Source organism: Noviherbaspirillum cavernae, assembly GCF_003590875.1.
Classification (GTDB): domain Bacteria; phylum Pseudomonadota; class Gammaproteobacteria; order Burkholderiales; family Burkholderiaceae_D; genus Noviherbaspirillum; species Noviherbaspirillum cavernae.
Map to the genome: position 1 here is coordinate 697,875 of NZ_QYUN01000002.1, position 18,697 is coordinate 716,571.

At 59.7% G+C, this 18,697-nt stretch carries 19 protein-coding genes; 6 read left to right on the forward strand and 13 right to left on the reverse strand.

The window, feature by feature from the left end:
* The first annotated feature begins 78 nt into the window (after positions 1-78).
* From grpE to can, 5 genes are all read left to right on the forward strand, one after another.
* Entirely contained in the window at positions 79-627 is a 549-nt protein-coding gene (gene grpE / locus D3870_RS03380) for a nucleotide exchange factor GrpE (RefSeq protein ID WP_119736668.1), read from the forward strand.
* 109 nt (positions 628-736) lie between these two features.
* A complete protein-coding gene (gene dnaK, locus D3870_RS03385; protein WP_119736670.1) occupies positions 737-2,689 on the forward strand; it encodes a molecular chaperone DnaK in 1,953 nt (650 codons plus the stop codon).
* Between the two features lie 102 nt (positions 2,690-2,791).
* Positions 2,792-3,928 (forward strand): molecular chaperone DnaJ, encoded by a 1,137-nt coding sequence (dnaJ, locus tag D3870_RS03390; protein WP_119736671.1) that lies wholly within the window; start codon positions 2,792-2,794, stop codon positions 3,926-3,928.
* Positions 3,929-4,119: 191 nt separating this feature from the next.
* Positions 4,120-4,749 (forward strand): chalcone isomerase family protein, encoded by a 630-nt coding sequence (locus tag D3870_RS03395; protein ID WP_119736673.1) that lies wholly within the window; start codon positions 4,120-4,122, stop codon positions 4,747-4,749.
* Positions 4,750-5,043: 294 nt separating this feature from the next.
* Positions 5,044-5,715, forward strand: coding sequence for a carbonate dehydratase (gene can / locus D3870_RS03400; RefSeq protein WP_119736675.1), 672 nt, complete (start codon positions 5,044-5,046; stop codon positions 5,713-5,715).
* A gap of 63 nt (positions 5,716-5,778) precedes the next feature.
* Here the strand turns inward: can and panB are convergent, their stop codons facing one another.
* From panB to hda, 7 genes are read right to left on the reverse strand one after another with little or no spacing between them, the layout of a single operon-like run.
* Positions 5,779-6,609: a 3-methyl-2-oxobutanoate hydroxymethyltransferase gene (gene panB, locus D3870_RS03405; RefSeq protein ID WP_119736677.1), complete on the reverse strand. Its 831-nt coding sequence runs from the start codon at positions 6,607-6,609 to the stop codon at positions 5,779-5,781.
* Between the two features lie 2 nt (positions 6,610-6,611).
* Complete coding sequence (locus D3870_RS03410) at positions 6,612-7,253, reverse strand: deoxynucleoside kinase (RefSeq protein WP_119736679.1); 642 nt, start codon at positions 7,251-7,253, stop codon at positions 6,612-6,614.
* A 7-nt stretch (positions 7,254-7,260) separates the two neighbouring features.
* The gene (locus D3870_RS03415) at positions 7,261-7,608 is read right to left on the reverse strand and encodes a DMT family protein (RefSeq protein WP_119736680.1); all 348 of its coding nucleotides are present in this window, start codon (positions 7,606-7,608) and stop codon (positions 7,261-7,263) included.
* An 8-nt stretch (positions 7,609-7,616) separates the two neighbouring features.
* Positions 7,617-8,102 carry a 2-amino-4-hydroxy-6-hydroxymethyldihydropteridine diphosphokinase gene (gene folK, locus D3870_RS03420; protein ID WP_119736682.1) on the reverse strand — a complete coding sequence of 162 codons (486 nt, stop codon included), beginning with the start codon at positions 8,100-8,102 and terminating at the stop codon, positions 7,617-7,619.
* Positions 8,099-9,460: a polynucleotide adenylyltransferase PcnB gene (pcnB, locus tag D3870_RS03425; protein WP_119736684.1), complete on the reverse strand. Its 1,362-nt coding sequence runs from the start codon at positions 9,458-9,460 to the stop codon at positions 8,099-8,101. Before pcnB ends, folK begins: the two co-directional genes overlap by 4 nt.
* Positions 9,453-10,124, reverse strand: a complete 672-nt coding sequence (locus D3870_RS03430) for a histidinol-phosphatase (protein ID WP_119736686.1) — start codon at positions 10,122-10,124, stop codon at positions 9,453-9,455. Before D3870_RS03430 ends, pcnB begins: the two co-directional genes overlap by 8 nt.
* Entirely contained in the window at positions 10,121-10,807 is a 687-nt protein-coding gene (hda, locus tag D3870_RS03435; RefSeq protein WP_119741617.1) for a DnaA regulatory inactivator Hda, read from the reverse strand. Before hda ends, D3870_RS03430 begins: the two co-directional genes overlap by 4 nt.
* 177 nt (positions 10,808-10,984) lie before the next feature.
* On the opposite strand from hda, the gene purM reads away from it, so the two are divergent.
* Positions 10,985-12,028 carry a phosphoribosylformylglycinamidine cyclo-ligase gene (purM, locus tag D3870_RS03440; RefSeq protein WP_119736688.1) on the forward strand — a complete coding sequence of 348 codons (1,044 nt, stop codon included), beginning with the start codon at positions 10,985-10,987 and terminating at the stop codon, positions 12,026-12,028.
* Positions 12,029-12,099: 71 nt separating this feature from the next.
* Here the strand turns inward: purM and D3870_RS03445 are convergent, their stop codons facing one another.
* From D3870_RS03445 to D3870_RS03470, 6 genes are all read right to left on the reverse strand, one after another.
* Complete coding sequence (locus tag D3870_RS03445) at positions 12,100-12,978, reverse strand: proteasome-type protease (RefSeq protein WP_119736690.1); 879 nt, start codon at positions 12,976-12,978, stop codon at positions 12,100-12,102.
* A 105-nt stretch (positions 12,979-13,083) separates the two neighbouring features.
* Positions 13,084-13,896 (reverse strand): transglutaminase family protein, encoded by an 813-nt coding sequence (locus tag D3870_RS03450; RefSeq protein ID WP_119741619.1) that lies wholly within the window; start codon positions 13,894-13,896, stop codon positions 13,084-13,086.
* 5 nt (positions 13,897-13,901) lie between these two features.
* A complete protein-coding gene (locus tag D3870_RS03455; protein ID WP_119736692.1) occupies positions 13,902-14,852 on the reverse strand; it encodes an alpha-E domain-containing protein in 951 nt (316 codons plus the stop codon).
* A gap of 1 nt (position 14,853) precedes the next feature.
* On the reverse strand, positions 14,854-16,269 hold the full coding sequence (locus tag D3870_RS03460; protein ID WP_119741621.1) for a circularly permuted type 2 ATP-grasp protein: 1,416 nt from the start codon (positions 16,267-16,269) through the stop codon (positions 14,854-14,856).
* Between the two features lie 116 nt (positions 16,270-16,385).
* Positions 16,386-18,422, reverse strand: coding sequence for a sodium:solute symporter family protein (locus D3870_RS03465; protein WP_119736694.1), 2,037 nt, complete (start codon positions 18,420-18,422; stop codon positions 16,386-16,388).
* Positions 18,412-18,696, reverse strand: a complete 285-nt coding sequence (locus tag D3870_RS03470; protein ID WP_119736696.1) for a DUF4212 domain-containing protein — start codon at positions 18,694-18,696, stop codon at positions 18,412-18,414. Before D3870_RS03470 ends, D3870_RS03465 begins: the two co-directional genes overlap by 11 nt.
* Position 18,697 lies beyond the last annotated feature (1 nt).

Here is an 18,697-nt window from a genome sequence, read left to right on the forward strand (position 1 = left end):
GCCCCTTGAAAAAATACGGGAAAGCCCCATTTAGCTGATTATTCGATTTAAGTCATTGATTGTTGGAGGTTTTTCGGAATGCAAGACCAGGAAAAGACGCAAGATCAGACGGAACAGACCGTGTCATCGCAGAACGGCAAGGCGGCAGAAGAAGCTGTGCAAACGGCGGCAGAACCTTCGCTGGAGCAAAAACTTGCGGCTGCGGAAGCGAAAGCCTCCGAATTGCACGATTCTTTCCTGAGGGCAAAAGCAGAAGCGGATAATATTCGCCGTCGCGCGCAGGAAGATATTGCAAAGGCGCACAAGTTTGCGATCGAGAGCTTTGCCGAGGCGCTGGTGCCGGTCAAGGACAGCCTTGAAATGGCCCTGAAACTCGACACGCCGTCGGTGGACTCCTTGAAAGAGGGCGTCGAAATGACGCTGAAGCAGCTGACAACGGCGTTCGAGCGCAACCGGCTGGTCGAGATCAATCCCGTGCCCGGTGAAAAACTCGATCCGATGAGGCACCAGGCCATTTCCATGGTACCCGCCGAGCAGGGCAGCAACACCGTCGTCAGCGTGCTCCAGAAGGGCTACATGATCGCCGATCGGCTGCTGCGTCCTGCTCTGGTGACGGTGGCGCAATGAGTGCGAAATAGGACGACACAGGGCGACATCTTCAAACGCTTGAAACAAGCGTTTTGTTCCATACATACAACTCAACAAAACTCTGGATATTCAATAAAGGAACACGATTATGGGCAAGATCATTGGCATCGACCTGGGTACCACCAACTCCTGCGTCGCCATCATGGAAGGCGGCCAGCCGAAGGTGATTGAAAACTCAGAAGGCGCGCGCACCACGCCTTCCGTCGTCGCCTATCAGGAAGACGGCGAGATTCTGGTCGGCGCGCCGGCCAAGCGCCAGGCGGTCACCAACCCGAAAAATACGCTCTACGCGGTCAAGCGTCTGATCGGTCGCAAATTCACCGAAAACGAAGTTCAGAAGGACATCAACCTGATGCCCTACGAGATCGTCAAGGCCGATAACGGCGACGCCTGGGTGCAGGTGCGCGACAAGAAGCTCGCGGCGCAGCAGGTTTCTGCAGAAACCCTGCGCAAGATGAAGAAGACCGCCGAAGACTATCTCGGCGAGGAAGTGACCGAAGCCGTGATCACCGTGCCGGCCTACTTCAACGACGCACAGCGTCAGGCGACCAAGGACGCCGGCCGCATTGCGGGTCTGGACGTCAAGCGCATCATCAACGAACCGACCGCGGCGGCGCTCGCATTCGGCCTCGACAAGAGCGGCAAGGGCGACCGCAAGATCGCCGTGTATGACCTGGGCGGCGGCACCTTCGATATCTCCATCATCGAAATCGCCGATGTCGACGGCGAAATGCAGTTCGAAGTGCTGTCCACCAACGGCGACACCTTCCTCGGCGGCGAAGACTTCGACCAGCGCATCATCGATTACATCATCGACGAATTCAAGAAGATCAACGGCCTCGACCTGTCGAAGGATGCGATTGCCCTGCAGCGTATCAAGGCTTCGGCCGAACGCGCGAAGATCGAACTGTCGTCCTCGCAGCAGACCGAAATCAACGAGCCGTACATTGCGATGGCCAATGGCGCGCCGGTGCACCTGAACATGAAGATCACCCGCGCCAAGCTGGAGTCGCTGGTGGAGGAACTGGTTGCGCGCACCATCGAACCGTGCCGCATCGCGATCAAGGATGCCGGCGTCAAGGTGTCCGATATCCAGGACGTGATTCTGGTCGGCGGCATGACCCGCATGCCGAAGGTGCAGGAGAAGGTGAAGGAATTCTTCGGCAAGGAACCGCGCAAGGACGTCAACCCGGACGAAGCGGTTGCTGTCGGCGCGGCGATCCAGGGTTCGGTCCTGTCGGGCGAACGCAAGGACTTGCTGCTGCTGGACGTGACTCCGCTCTCGCTCGGCATCGAGACGCTGGGCGGCGTGATGACCAAGATGATCCAGAAAAACACCACGATCCCGACCAAGTTCAGCCAGGTGTTTTCGACTGCGGACGACAACCAGCCTGCGGTGACGATCAAGGTATTCCAGGGCGAGCGCGAAATCGCGACCGGCAACAAGCTGCTCGGCGAATTCAACCTCGAAGGCATCCCGCCCGCACCACGCGGCGTGCCGCAGGTTGAAGTGACCTTCGATATCGACGCCAACGGCATCCTGCACGTCGGCGCGAAGGACAAGGCGTCCGGCAAGGAAAACAAGATCACCATCAAGGCCAACTCGGGCCTGACGGAAGACGAAATCCAGAAGATGGTGAAGGACGCCGAACTCTACGCCGACGAAGACCGCAAGCTGAAGGAGCTGGCCGACGCCCGCAACCAGGGCGACGCGCTGGTGCACTCCACCAGGAAGTCGCTGACCGAATACGGCGACAAGCTGGACGCGGGCGAGAAGGACAAGATCGAAGCGGCGATCAAGGACCTCGAAGAAACCCTGAAGGGCAACGACAAGGACGCGATCGACGCCAAGGTTGCTGCGCTGTCGACCGCCGCGCAGAAACTCGGCGAGAAGATGTATGCCGACATGCAGGCGCAACAGCAGGCTGCGGCTGGTGCTGCCGGCGCGGCTGGCGCAGCAGGCGGTGCGGAAGCGTCTGGCTCCAAGCCGAGAGAAGACGATGTCGTGGATGCCGACTTCAAGGAAGTGAAAGACAAGTAACGTATCCGGGCGCGGTTTCCGCCGCGCCGCCTCGCCGGGTCGCAGTGATCGTTGCACGATCCTCGGCTCGGCGTTTTTGCTTAGACGAGAAGGTGCCTCAAGATGGCAAAGCGTGATTATTACGAGATATTGGGTGTAGCGAAAAACGCCGCGGAAGACGAGATCAAGAAGGCGTACCGCAAGCTCGCGATGAAATACCATCCGGACCGCAATCCGGACAGCAAGGGGGCGGAAGAGAAGTTCAAGGAGGCGAAGGAAGCCTACGAAATGCTGTCCGACCAGCAGAAGCGCGATGCCTACGATCGCTACGGGCACGCTGGCGTGGATCCGAACATGGGGGCCGGCTTTGGCGGCGGCGCGGGTGGCTACGGCGGCTTTTCCGATGCCTTCGGCGACATCTTCGGCGACATCTTCGGCGGCGGCAATCGCGGCGGACGCGGTGCAGGACCGCAGGTCTATCGCGGCGCGGACCTGCGCTACAACCTCGAAATCTCGCTGGAGCAGGCCGCGCACGGTTTCGATACCACCATTCGCGTACCGTCGTGGGATGAGTGCGACACCTGCCACGGTTCCGGCGCCAAACCCGGCACTTCGCCGACGACCTGCGGCACCTGCGGCGGCCAGGGCCAGGTGCGCATGCAGCAGGGCTTTTTCAGCATTCAGCAGACCTGCCCGAAATGTCACGGCGCGGGCAAGGTCAATCCCAGCCCCTGCACGGCGTGCAGTGGCGCGGGGCGCATCAAGCGCAACAAGACGCTGGAAGTCAAGATTCCGGCCGGCATCGACGACGGCATGCGGATCCGCTCGTCCGGCAACGGCGAACCGGGCATGAATGGCGGCCCGCCGGGCGACTTGTACGTTGAAATCCGCATCAAGCAGCATCCGGTGTTCCAGCGCGACGGCGACGATCTGCATTGCGAAATCCCGGTGTCGTTCGCCAAGGCGGCGCTGGGTGGCGAAGTGGAAGTGCCGACCTTGAACGGCAAGGCGTCCTTCACGCTGCCGGAGGGGACGCAGTCGGGCAAGACCTTCCGCTTGCGCAGCAAGGGTGTCAAGGGCGTGCGTTCAGGCTATGCCGGCGACCTGTTCTGCCACGTGGTGGTGGAAACACCCGTCAAATTGACCGAACGGCAGAAGGAACTGCTGCAGGAATTCGAAAAGCTGACGACCGCAGGCGGTTCTAAGCACAGCCCGCACAGCAAGTCATGGAAGGACAAGGTCAAGGAGTTTTTCGAATAGCCGGCAGAAAAGCGAAAAGACTGCGCCGGATGCTGCATCGATGACGAACCGCCGCCCCTTGGGGCGGCGGTTTTTTTTCATGCGCACGATATTTCATTTAGAGCTAAAGCTCTATTTTTTGCCCCGATAATAAAACGGCCGTTCGTTTCATTCAGGCAACGGCAAATAACATAACCAATAACGGAGACAACATGAACTTTCACAATCGCGTTGTGCGAACTCTTGCCATATTGAGCGCTGCAACAGTCTTCGGCAATCTTGCAGTCCCGGCGAGCGCAGCGGAAGTTGCGGGCATCAAGCTGGACGACACGGTCCGTGTCGCGAACCAGGACCTGAAGCTGAACGGTGCAGGTATTCGCCACAAACTCGTCTTCAAAGTGTATGTCGCGGGTTTGTACCTGCCGGAAAGAAAAACGACGGTACCCGACGTGCTTGCGGTTTCGGGGGCCAGGCGGGTGACCATCGTGATGATGCGCGAGGTCGGCAATGAAGAATTCGGACGCGGCTTCATGTCCGGCATTCAGCAAAATATCGATCGCGCCGAGAAAGCGAAATTCGTTTCGCAATTGATGAAGTTCGGCGAAGTATTCGCGGCCATTCCGGAATTGAAAAAAGGCGATGTGCTGACGGTCGACTGGATTCCCGGCACCGGCACACTGATCCACCTCAACGGCAGGAAAGTGACCGATGCGCTGCCGGACTTGGCCTTTTACAACGCGATATTGCGGATCTGGCTGGGCGAGAAGCCGATCGACAGCCAGCTCAAATCCTTCATGCTGGGCGACAAGCCCGGCGATGCGCCGCGCAGCGGCAATTCATGACATTTGGCATGCGCACATCGGGCAGCTTCGCTTGCTGCTGCCTGATGTGTATCGAGTTTCCCCCTTCACTTTCAGGCCGCAAGAACGCTTCTCCATGGAATGCGGTTCGCGCATTCTTCTTGCATCAACATCCACCTGCAGCCTATCCCATCGTCAATTAGCATTGACCGATCCGGCCCTGCGGGAACGCATTTATTCTTTGAATAACACGCGTTTTCTATAAAATGTGAACTGAGCTTCTTTCCCGGCCACCGCTGTCGGGATCCCGCATTTACCCCTTTACCTTCCTAATTTATGACGGATCAAATCAAAGACGAACACATGCTCGAGCATTTGTTCCGCAACAACCGCGAGTGGGCTGCGTCCATCGTGGCGGAAAATCCCGAGTTCTTCAAAAAGCTGGCCTTGCAGCAGGCGCCGGAATATCTGTGGATCGGCTGCTCCGACAGCCGAGTACCTGCCAATGAGTTGCTCGGCCTGCTGCCGGGCGATGTATTCGTGCATCGCAATATTGCCAACGTCATCGTGCACAGCGATCTCAACTGCCTGTCTGTGCTGCAATTCGCGATTGATGTGCTGGGCGTCAAGCATGTGATCGTCTGCGGCCATTACGGCTGCTCGGGCGTGCATGCCGCGATGACCGGCCGCCGCATCGGTCTGGCCGATAACTGGCTGCGCCATGTGCAGGACGTGCACCAGAAGCATGGCCGCTATCTGGGCGAGGCGCTGCCCGAGCGCGACCGGCTGAACCGGCTGTGCGAACTGAATGCGATGGAGCAGGTGGTCAACGTTTGTCAGACCACCATCGTGCAGGATGCTTGGGAGCGCGGCCAGTCACTGACCGTGCATAGCTGGATCTATGGAATTCACGACGGCTTGCTGCGCGACCTGGGATTATCGATCAGCAGCGCAGAGCAGTTGACCACCAAGCTGCAAAGCAGCCTGATGCGTTACGAAGAGAGTTGATGCATCGGAATGAGCGGCGGGCGACCGCACGGCTCATTCCGAATGCAGGTCAGGCCGGCATTTTCAGAAACAATGCTCCGCTGCCGGAAAGGACTTGTCCTTCACGGCAGCGACATAGGCGCGCACCGCAGCCTCGATGCTCGTCTGGCCGTCCATGAAGTCTTTCACGAAGCGTGCCTTGCGGCCGGGAAACACGCCGAGCATGTCATGCATGACCAGCACCTGGCCGGAGCAGTCCGGACCCGCGCCGATACCGATGGTCGGTATGGCCAGCAGCTCTGTCACTTCCTTGCCCAAGGCAGAGGGAATCGCTTCCAGCACGAGCAGCGAAGCGCCCGCTGCCTGCAGCATGAGCGCATCGCGCTTCAATTGCTCTGCCGCTTCGATGGTCTTGCCCTGCACCTTGTAGCCGCCGAACTGGTGTACCGATTGCGGGGTCAGGCCCAGATGGGCGCACACCGGTATCGCGCGCTCGGTCAGGAAACGAACCGTTTCCTCCAGCCACGCTCCGCCTTCAAGCTTGACCATCTGCGCACCGGCCTGCATCAATTGCACCGCGTGCTTGAATGCAGTTTCCGGCGTCGCATAGCTGCCGAAGGGCATGTCAGCGATCAGGAACGCCGTCTGGTTGCCGCGCACGACGCTGGCCGTGTGGTACGCCACGTCCGTGATCGATACCGGCAGGGTCGAGGTGTGGCCCTGGCTGACCATGCCCAGCGAATCGCCGACCAGGAGCACCTCAACGCCGCAGCGATCCATCAGTGCCGCAAAGCTGGCGTCGTAGCACGTCAGCATCGCGATCTTTTCGCCCGCCTGACGCATCGCCAGCATGGCGGGAACGGTCACCGCCTTGCGGCGGCCGGCGGCTTCCTTGTCTTGCAGATATCCGGACATAGTCATTCCCCACGATTGAAAAATTCCTTTTTGCCGCGCATGTTGGCAATGCGAGTCAGCAAAAGGTCGAAGTCCTCGGGACGTTCGATCGGATTCAGGTGCTCGGTGTTGATGATCAATAGCGGCGCGGCGTCGTAATGATAAAAGAATCGGCTGTAACTTTCACAAAGCCGGTACAGGTAGATTTCGGAGATGCCCGATTCCATTGAAATGCTGCGCTTCCTGATGCGTTCGACGAGCGTTTCCGGTTGCGCCTGCAGGTAGATGACGAGCTCGGGCACCGGTGCCTGGGGGCGGAGGTGGTTGTAGAGCTGCTGATACAGGTTCAGTTCGTCGTCGTCGAGCGTCAGGCGCGCAAAGATCGGGTCCTTGTCCAGCAGGAAGTCCGACACGATGCGCGTGTTGAACAGGTCGATCTGCGCCAGGTCGCGCAACTGGTTCATCCGCTGGAACAGGAAAAACATTTGCGTCGGCAATGCGTGGCGCGGGCCGTCGCGGTAGAACTTTTCGAGAAAGGGATTTTCCTGCGGCTGTTCGAACAAGGTCTGCGCATTGAGATGCTCCGCCAGCTTGCGTGCCAGCGAGGTCTTGCCTGCGCCGATAGGACCTTCGACGACGATGTACCGGTATTTGTCGATGCTCATCGCAGTTTCAAGTCCTGAAGATGAAATAGACGGCGCCGACCAGGCACAGGCCCGCCCAGACGTAGTCGAGCTTGAACGGCTGGTTCATGTAGAGCATCGCGAACGGCACGAATACCGAGAGCGTGATGACCTCCTGCATGATCTTGAGTTGCGCCAGACTGAATTCGGTGTAGCCGATGCGGTTGGCCGGCACCTGCAACAGATATTCAAACAGCGCGATCGACCAGCTGATGATGGCGGCAATCCACCACGGCTTGCCGGCGAGATTTTTCAGGTGGCCGTACCACGCGATCGTCATGAATACATTCGACAGCAACAGCAGCCCGGCGGTCTGGGTGAAGACGGGAATCTGCATGAGTGGTTTCAGAGTTTCTGAATGGCTTGCGCGGCGATGCCGGGGATGAATTCATGCGCCGCGCCCATGCCGGGGATGGCGATGAACGGATCGATCTGCAGCAGCGGGATCAGCGCGAATGCGCGCTGCGTCAGGCGCGGATGCGGCACGTTGAGCACGTCCGTGAGGATTGTCTGCTGACCGTAGAGCAGGATGTCGAGATCCAGGGTGCGCGGCGCGTTCAGGTAGGGGCGTTCGCGTCCGAACTCCAGTTCGAGCGCCTGCAGTTCCTGCAGCAATTGATCCGGCGGCAGCCGCGTCTCGATGCGCGCGACTGCATTGATGTAATCGTCGCCATCCGCATCGACAGGCGCGGTGCGGAACAGACTGGATTGCCCCGTGAGTTTGGTGTCTTTCAGCTTGTCGAGCCGCAGCATTGCACGTTGCACGTTGCCGCGTGCATCGCCGAGATTTGCGCCGATACCGATGTATGCGGCAGCGCCGGCTGCACTCATGCGGTGTCTCCGCCGGCGTGCTCCTGCTTCGGTTTGTTGCGACGGCGGCGGCGTTTCTTCGGCGGCTGCGCTTCGTCAGAAGCCTTCGGTTTTTTCGCCAGCAGCGTCTCGCGGCCGGGGCTGTCGGCGGCCATGAAGTCGGTCCACCAGTCGCCGATCTCCTGGTCGATTTCACCGGAGGCGCAACGCAGCAGAAGGAAGTCGTAGCCGGCGCGCAGGCGCACATGCTCCAGCATCTTGTATGGCGACTTGCCAACGCGGCGCTCGAAGCGCGGCTGCATCGCCCAGATGTCGCGCATGTCGGATGCGATCTTGCGTTGCAGCGCGAGTTTTTCGGTCTGCGTGTCGAGCACGTCGTCGGCCGCCAGATGCAGCGCCGGAATCGGATATTCGCCGGCTGCCTGATAGGCATTCCATTTTTCCACGACCTGGTGCCACAGCAGCGAAGCAAACAGGAAACCGGGCGACACCGGCTTGCCGTGCCGGATGCGCTCATCGGTGTTGTTCAATGCCAGCGTGACAAATTTTTCCCCCAGTGGCTGCTCCAGCACGACGTCGAGCAGGGGCAGCAAACCGTGATGCAGGCCTTCGGTGCGCAATTGCTGCAGGCAGGCCATCGCGTGACCGCTCATCAGGAGCTTGAGCATCTCATCGAACACGCGGGCGGCCGGCACGTTGTTGACGAGCGGCGCCATGACATGGATCGGCGAGCGCGTGGCCGGATCGATGGTGAAATCGAGCTTGGCGGCGAATCGCACCACGCGCAGCAGCCGCACCGGATCCTCGCGATAGCGCGCTTCCGGCACGCCGATCATGCGCAAGGTCTTGTTGCGGATGTCGGCCACGCCGTCGTGGTAGTCGAGTACCGTTTGCGAGGCCGGATCGTAGTACATCGCGTTGATGGTGAAGTCGCGCCGCGCCGCATCCTCGTGCTGTTCGCCAAAGGTGTTGTCGCGCAGCACGCGGCCGTGCTCGTCCTTGGGCGCGCTGTCCGCCGAGGCGCCGCGGAAGGTCGTGACTTCGATGATTTCCTGACCGAACATGACATGGACGATCTGGAAGCGCTTGCCGATGATGAAGGCGCGCCGGAACAGGCGCTTGACCTGTTCCGGCGTGGCGTTGGTGGCCACATCAAAGTCCTTCGGCTTCACGCCGAGCAGCAGGTCGCGCACTGCGCCGCCCACGACGAAAGCCTTGAAGCCGGCTTCCTGCAGGGTTTGCGTCACGCGCACGGCGTTCGACGACAGCAGCTGCGGATTGATGGCGTGATCCTTCGGGCCGAGGATCACCGGGCTGGCATGGCCATCCGTCTGGTTCTTTTTGACGCCAAGGATGCGCCGGATAAACTTTTTAATCATTGAATAGATTCAGAATGCGCCAGCCATGCGCTTGTGCATGCGCTTTCAAACGAGCATTGGGGTTGGTTGCGACAGGATGCGTGACGACCGACAGCAAGGGAATGTCGTTCTGCGAGTCGCTGTAAAAATAACTGTTCGCGAAGCTGCCCAGCGTCTTGCCCATCGATGCGAGCCATTCGTTGGCGTGAATGACTTTTCCCGGCCCCGAGGTGGGAATGCCTTTCAGCTTGCCGGTGATTTCGCCATTCGCGTCGAGTTCGGGCTCGGCGGCGATCAGCTTGCTCACGCCGAATGCCTTGGCGATCGGTGCCGTGACAAAGCGGTTGGTCGCCGTGATGATGGCGACCAGATCATCCGCATCCTGATGACGCTTGACCAGATCCGTCGCGATGGGCTGCACGGCGGGCAGAATCACTTCTTCCATGAATTGCGCGTGCCATGCATCGAGTTGCGCACGCGGGAACTGCGCCAATGTGCCGAGCGCAAACTCGAGGTATTCCACCGCGTCGAGCGTGCCGGCCTGATATTGCGTGAAGAATTCCGTGTTGCGCTTTGCGAATGCATCGGCATCCACAGCGCCGATTCGGACCAGAAACTGTCCCCACTCGAAATCGGAATCGAGCGGTATCAAGGTATGGTCAAGGTCAAACAGGGCAATGTTCATTGTTCTTTCGTCTCGCCTTCAAGCTGCAGCAGATTGCGCAGCAGGGGCAGGGTAATGGGCCGTTGGGTTTCCAGCGAATACCGGTCCAGAGCGTCCAGCATGGCCGACAAGGATTGCATGTCGCGGCGGAAATGGGTGATCAGGTAGGGTAACACGCCCGGTGACAGCACGATTCCGCGCGCATGTGCGGCATGATTCAATGCTGCAATTTTGGCATCGTCGGTCAAGCCGTGCAGCTGATAGATCAGGCCCCAGCCGAAGCGGGTGCGCAAATCCTCGCGCAATGCCAGCGTGGCGGGAGCCGTGGCACCTGCCGCGACCAGCAAGCCGCCGTTTTCCCGTACCTGATTGAAGAGAGCGAACGCGGCGATCTGTGCCTCCGGCGAGAGCCTTTCGCAGTCATCCAGTAGATACAGCCGGATGTGCGGCGTGAACACATAGGCATCGGGATCCGGGTTGGCAGGAATGTAACGTGCATCGTCGGCTGCGGCCAGCGCATGCAGCAGATGGGACTTGCCGACGCCGGACTCGCCCCACAGATAGACAAAGCGTTCCTGCGGCATCACGCTGCTGCGCTGCGCGTACTGATGCAGCAGATGCAGCAACTCTTCATTCTGTCCGGTCACGAAGGTGTCGAGGGTCTGCGGCTTTTCCGCGCCCAGATCGAGCAGCATTTGCCTCATGGTGATGTATGCAAATTGCCAAAAGAACATGGCGGGCTGGATACGCGGCGCGGAATGAACAGCGTTTGCTCCGGATCGAAAGAAAATGGCATGAAACGAGAGGGCAGATGGATCGGTTTGTTAAAATAGCGGTTTGCTTTCGCCTCAACCGTCTATTTTACCGCCTCTCTTAATCACATCATGAGTTCTTCTAACGTATCCCTTTCCTACCGCGACGCCGGCGTCGATATCGAAGCTGGGGATGCCCTGGTCGAAGCGATCAAGCCGTTTGCCAAACGCACCATGCGTGAAGGCGTGCTGGGCGGAATCGGCGGCTTCGGCGCGCTGTTTGAAATCGGCAAAAAGTACAAGGAACCGGTGCTGGTATCCGGTACGGATGGCGTTGGCACGAAGCTGAAACTGGCGTTTCACCTGAACAAGCATGACACCGTCGGCATCGACCTCGTTGCCATGAGCGTCAACGACATTCTGGTGCAAGGCGCGGAGCCGCTGTTCTTCCTCGACTACTTCGCCTGCGGCAAGCTGGACGTGCCGTCCGCGACCGATGTCATCAAGGGCATCGCGAAGGGCTGCGAACTCTCCGGCTGCGCCCTGATCGGCGGCGAAACGGCGGAAATGCCGAGCATGTACCCGGACGGCGAATACGATCTCGCAGGCTTTGCGGTCGGCGCGGTCGAAAAATCGAAAATCATCGACGGCAGCAAGATCGTGCCGGGTGACGTGGTGCTGGGCCTTGCGTCATCGGGCGCGCATTCGAATGGCTATTCGCTGGTGCGCAAGATCATCTCCGTGGCCCAACCCGACCTGAACGCCGACTTCCACGGCCGCCGTCTTGCCGATGTGCTGCTGGAACCGACGCACATCTACGTCAAGCCGCTGCTGGCATTGATGGACACGCTGGAAGTCAAGGGCATGGCCCACATTACCGGCGGTGGCCTGGTCGAGAACGTGCCGCGCGTGTTGCGCGACAACCTGACCGCCGTGCTTCATCGCGATGCATGGACGATGCCGCCGCTGTTTACCTGGCTGCAGCAGCATGGCGGCGTGGCGGATGCGGAAATGCACCGCGTCTTCAACTGCGGCATCGGCATGGTGGTCATCGTGTCCAGGGAAAACGCAGATGCGGCCATCGCGCAATTGAAGGCCGCCGGCGAAACGGTGACGCGCATCGGTGAAATTCGTGAACGTCAGAACGGGGAAGCGCAGACCATCGTGGTTTGATTGCTTGCTTCGGATGGCAAAACGGCTGCGGGAATCTCGCAGCCGTTTTTGTTTTCAGGGCCGGATCTACATCATGGCTGACGCATCCCGCCGACTTGTTCCGTCAATGTCTGCAGCGGTGCCGGATGCGCATCGGTGACCGTGATGTCGGCCGGCGGCGGTATGCGCATCGGATGGCTGTTCGCATTGGTGGTCGACAAGGCGATCGCGGCGGAATCCGGCGCGGCGTTCCATACCGGATCGGCGATGCCTGCGAAGATGCTTTTCAACTGCTGGCCCCAAGTCGTGCGAATCATCTGGAAGTACTGGTTCTTTTCGTCGATGGTGACAAAACGGCTGACAGCCAGCGAGTCGGCTTCGTAGATCAGCAGATCGAGCGGCAGCCCGACCGAAATGTTGGAGCGTAGCGTCGAATCCATCGAGATCAGCGCGCATTTGGCGGCTTCGTTCAACGGTGTTGCGGGCGTGACGATGCGGTCGATGATCGGTTTTCCATACTTCGCCTCGCCGATCTGGAAGTAGGTGTTTTCGTTGTGCGATTCGATGAAGTTGCCGGCTGCGTAGATCTGGAACAGCCGGCTGCGTTCGCCCTTGATCTGGCCGCCGAAAATGATGTTGACGTTGAAATCGATGCCGAATTTTTTCAGTTCCTCGGCATCGCGCTGATGAACCGTGCGCACCGCTTCGCCCACGATCCGCGCGGCTTCGTACATCGAGGATGCGGTCCAGATGCTTTTGCCGCTGCTGCTTGCTTGTTCCGCAATGATCTGGCGAACCGATTGTGAAATGGAAAGATTTCCCGCAGTCATCAGCACCATCATTCGATCGCCCGGATTCTCGAAGACGGTCATCTTGCGGAAGGTGCCAACTTGATCGACGCCGGCGTTGGTCCGTGAATCGGACAGGAAAACCAGCCCTGCATCAAGGCGCATGGCGACACAATAAGTCATGGTTGCTGAAGTGAATGCAAAAGCCGGATTTTACAGGAAGCAGTATTGCTGCTTTTCATCGATATTCCCCATGGCGCAAACATGTGCACAACCTCGGGCAAGCGCTCAACTCATTGCCTGAGATGAGGATACCTGCACGTTGACGCTCAGGGATTCCGTGCCGCCGCCATGGCGCACACCGCGCACCGGTGCCGCGGAATCGTAGTCGCGTCCGATGGCAAGCCGGCAATGCGACTCGTCCGCGTAGCGTGCGTGGGTTACATCGATGCTGACCCATCCCGAAAAATCCGATTCTTCGACCCAGACATCGACCCATGCGTGGCTCGCCGCATGCGAGGTGTCGCCGGGATCGATATAGCCGGAAACGTAGCGCACCGGGATGTTGTGCGCATGACAGCAGGCGAGGAACAGATGCGCATGATCCTGGCAGACTCCCTGACCCAGGTGCAGCGCGTCGCTGGCCGTCGTGGTGACTTCGGTCGCGCCGCTTTGATACGCGACGTTGTCGCGGATTGCCTCGGCCAGCGTCAATAACGCGTGGCTGCGCGTATCGTGATGCAAGTGTCTGGCGGCGAATTCGTGCACCGCACGACTTGGCACGGTCAGTCTGGTCGGCACGGTGAAGACGAGCGGAGAAAAGATTTCCTTTCCCGCCAATCGTCCGCGATCCAGTGCGCTAACCTCGACCACCCCTTCCGCCGCGATGCGCACTTCGTCATGCAGGCCCGTGATTGTCAGCATATGACTGACGTTGTCGAACGCATCAATGAATTGATGCTGATTGCCGACGGTGGCAATGCGCCATGACAATACGTGCTGTTGCGGCTCGATGCGCGGCGACACGCGCAGCTGCTGAATGGTGTAGCTCAATGGCGCGGTGTAGCGATATACCGTTTCGTGACGAATCGAAAGCTGCATGGTTTTCACGCGACCAAAGGAACCAGGAAGTCGCGACTGACGCGATTGCCCAGTTCGAAAATGCGTTCCAGAAACTGCGTCAGGTAATCGTGCAAGCCATTGCTCAGAATCTCTTCGATGGTGCCGAATCTGAGTTCGGCATGCAGTTTCCCGGCGAAGCGTTCGGTATCGGACGACAGATCATTGCGAACTTGTTTCAGATTGGCGACAACTTCCTCCATGCAGGCAAGCAGGGAACGCGGCATGTCTCCGCGCAGCATCAACAACTCGACGACGCGTTCCGGCGTGATCACGTCGCGGTATACCTTGCGATAAATCTCGAAACCCGAGACCGAACGCAGCACGGCGGCCCAATAGTAGTAATCCAGTTCCGGTTCGGCAGCCATCTCTTTGCCAAGTTCCGTGCCATGGAACTTCACATCCAGAATGCGCGCGGTGTTGTCGGCGCGTTCGAGAAAGGTGCCGAGGCGAATGAAATGGAAGGCTTCGTCGCGCAGCATGGTGTCGATGGTGACGCCGCGCGACATGTGCGAGCGGTATTTCACCCATTCGAAGAAGCGGCTGGGATCCTGTTCCAGCGAATGTCCCTTGAGCCGATTCTTGATGTCCAGCCAAGTCGTGTTGTGCGCTTCCCAGACTTCCGTGGTCAGGGTGCCGCGCACGGCACGGGCATTCTCGCGCGCCTGCGTCAGGCAGGAGACGATCGACGATGGATTGTCGGGGTCGCGCACCATGAAGTCGATCACGTCCCTTGCCGTCAGCAGGCCGTGCTTGTGATCGAACAGCGAGAGCAATTCCGAAATGCCCAGCATCGCGCGCCAGCCTTGTTCCGCCGCATGCGCCGATTGCGGCAGCAGGGCGGTTTGCACGTTGACGTCGAGCATGCGTGCGGTGTTTTCGGCGCGTTCGGTGTAGCGGGCCATCCAGTACAGATGATCGGCAGTGCGACTGAGCATATTATTTCTCCAATACCCAAGTGTCCTTGGTACCGCCACCCTGAGACGAATTGACCACCAGCGAGCCTTCCGTCAACGCCACGCGCGTCAGGCCGCCGGGTACCATCGAAACGGTTTTGCCGGAAAGCACGAAAGGCCGCAAGTCGATATGGCGCGGTGCGATGCCCGCCTCGACATAGGTGGGGCAGGCCGACAAGGCGAGCGTCGGCTGCGCGATGTAGCCGTCGGGTTTGGCAAGCAGCCGCTGCCGGAAGCTCTCGATTTCATCCTTCGTCGCAGCCGGGCCGATCAGCATGCCGTAGCCGCCCGCACCGTGCACTTCCTTGACCACGAGTTCCGGCAGGTGCGCCAGCGTGTATTCGAGGTCTTCCTTGCGGCGGCATACCCAGGTCGGCACGTTGTTGAGTATCGGCTGCTCCGACAGATAGAAGCGGATCATGTCCGGCACGTAGGGATAGATCGACTTGTCGTCCGCGACGCCGGTGCCGATCGCATTGGCCAGCGTGACACGGCCGGCGCGGTAGACGGACAGCAGGCCCGGCACACCCAGCGAAGAGTCCGGACGAAACGCCAGCGGATCGAGAAAGTCGTCATCGATGCGCCGGTAGATCACGTCGACGCGCTTCGGCCCGCGCGTGGTGCGCATGTACACCGCATTGTCGTTGACGAACAGGTCCTTGCCCTCGACCAGTTCGATGCCCATTTGCTGTGCGAGAAATGCGTGCTCGAAGTACGCGGAGTTGTACATGCCCGGCGTCATCACCACCACGGTCGGATCGGTCACGCCCATCGGTGCGACCGAACGGAGATTGTCGAGCAGCATGTCCGGATAATGCGCGACCGGCGCGATCTTGTAGCGCGCAAAGAGTTCGGGGAACAGCCGCATCATCATCTTGCGGTTTTCGAGCATGTAGGACACGCCGGATGGGACGCGCAGGTTGTCTTCCAGCACATAGAACTCGCCCTGACCGGCCCGCACGATATCGATGCCGGCGATGTGGGCATAGATATCCGAGGCGACGGTGATGCCCTGCATCTCCGGGCGGTATTGCGCGTTCTTGAAAATCTGTTCCGCCGGCACGACACCGGCCTTCACGATGTTCTGCTCATGGTAGATGTCGTGAATGAACATGTTCAGCGCCTTCACCCGCTGCACGAGGCCGGCCTCCAGTTGCGCCCACTCCGCAGCGGGAATGATGCGGGAAATGATGTCGAACGGGATCAGACGTTCGGTGCCCGCATCGCTGCCGTACACGGCGAACGTGATGCCGACGCGGCGGAAGATCAGGTCGGCTTCCATCCGCTTGCGCGCGATCGTTTCGGGCGATTGTTCGGACAGCCACGCTTCGAACTCGCGATAGTGTTCGCGCACGAACGTCGCTCCATCCGAGTACATCTCATCGAAAAAATTGGACATGGCGTTGTTCCGTCGTTGGTGTGAGGCGTTGATGTGGCGTATCAAGAAGCATGCCAAAGCATGTCTGACGGCAAGCTCCATGCATTGTCATGCCGTCGGATATTCCGTCTGCCGCGCTACGGCGCGCGTATATGATCCACCAGCGCATGGCAGCGCGCGTCCGGTGCCGGCGTCAGCAGGCTGACCACCACCATCGCCAGCATGCCCGCCGGTACGCCGAACACGCCGGCCGACACCGGCGCGATGTTGAACCACTGCCCGCTTGCCGATCCGCCGAGCGTCGGATGCGTATGCACCATGTAATACAGGCAGACCACGAGCCCCGTGATCATGCCGGCAATTGCACCTTGTTGATTCGCGCGTTTCCAGAAAATGCCCAATACCAGTGCAGGGAACAGGATGGACGAGGCGAGCGAAAACGCCGTTCCCACCATGGACAGGATGTTGCCGGGTTTGAGCGAGGCGGCGTAGGCCGCCACCATTGCGACCACCAGCAGCAGCAGTTTCGAAATCGTGACCCGTTTCTGCGAGGACGCCGCCGGGTTGATAACCTTGTAGTACGTGTCATGCGACAGTGCGTTGGAGATTGCCAGCAGCAGACCGTCCGCGGTGGAGAGCGCGGCCGCCAGTCCGCCGGCCGCAACCAGTCCGGAAATCACGTATGGCAGTCCGGCGATTTCCGGCGTCGCCAGCACGACCATGTCGCCGTCGAGCACGATCTCCGCGAGTTGCACGATGCCGTCTCTGTTGATGTCGGTGATGCTGACCAGCGGATGGACCTTGTCGATGCTCGCCCAGTACGCGACCCACGACGGCAGCTTCGAGAAATCCATCCCGACCAGCGATGTGTAGATATCGTATTTCACCATGACGGCCAGCGCCGGGATGGAGGTATAGATCAACATGATGAAGAACAGGGTCCAGAAAACCGACAACCGCGTTTCATGCACCGACGGCGTGGTATAGAAGCGCGCCAGGATGTGCGGCAGCGCGGCGGTCCCCATCATCAGGCACAGGATCAGCGCGAGAAAATTGTTGCGCTTGATGTCGGATGCGGCCTCGTCCTTGCCGGGAAACGGCGTCGTGTGCGCAACGATCGGTTCGGTGTGCGCGAGATTGGCGGCTCTGGCCTCGGTCCATCTGCGTCGGGCTTCTTCCGCATCCTTGGGATAGTTCGAGAGTTCGCGTGCTGCCGCCTTGATTTCGATGAGCGAGGAGTTGCTTTTCCTCAGCTTGTCGAGATGACGCTGCGCTTCGACCCGGCCCTGTCCCCATGATGCGGGCAGGGCCTTCAGCTTCGCTTCGTATTCCTCGGCGCGGCGCTTGAAAACCGCGCGCACCTCCTGTTCTTTCGGATCGGCGTTGAGCGCCTGTTCCCTGTCGCTCAACTTGCTCAAGACCGATCCGTATGCCACCTGCGGAACAGGCACATTCGTGTGTTTCATCGACAGCCAGACGACCGGGATCAGGTAGGCGATCAGGATGATGATGTACTGCGCGATCTGGGTCCATGTGATGGCGCGCATTCCGCCAAGGAAGGAACACACCAGAATGCTTGCAAGCCCGAGGAAGATGCCGACGGAAAAATCGATGCCGGTAAAGCGCGAAGTGATCAGGCCCACGCCGTAGATTTGCGCGACCACGTAAGTGAAGGAAATGATGATCGTTGCCAGCGCCGCGAAAATGCGCACCACATTGCCGCCGTAGCGCCCCACGTAGCGGGCCGCGAGAAAATCCGGAATGGTGTACTGGCCGAACTTGCGCAGGTACGGCGCGATCAGCAAAGCCGCCAGGCAGTAGCCGCCGGTCCATCCCATGATGTAGGCAAGGCCGTCGAAACCGTACAGATACAAGCCGCCCGCAAGGCTGATGAAACTCGCCGCCGAGATCCAGTCCGCCGCCGTCGCCATGCCATTGAAAATGGCGGGGACGCGCCGCCCCGCGACATAGTATTCCGACACGTCGGAAGTGCGGCTGATGATGCCGATGCCGGCATACAGGACGATGGTCGAGAAGATGAAGATGTAGCCGATCCAGACGCGCGGGAATCCCTCCTTCTCCAGAATCGCAATGGACAGCAGAAAGAGGATGAAACCCATCGTGTAGCAGGCGTAATAGCGCCACAGCTGTTGCGCAAATGCCCTATTTGCCATCGGCGTCCTCGCCTTCAAGCAGGCGGTCGAGCTTCGACATGCGCCATGTGTACAAGCCGATGATCGCGATATAGACAAGGATGATGCCCTGGGCCGCCATGTAGTAGGAGAACGACCAGCCGAACAGTTGGATGCCGGATAGTGCGCGCGCGTACCAGGCGACGCCGAACGTCACGACGAACCAGACGCACAGCAGGATGGAGGTAAGACGTCGGGTGCGCTTCCAGTGCTGGACGCGGTCGAGTTTGATGGTTTTTCCGGATTCCAGGCGCATA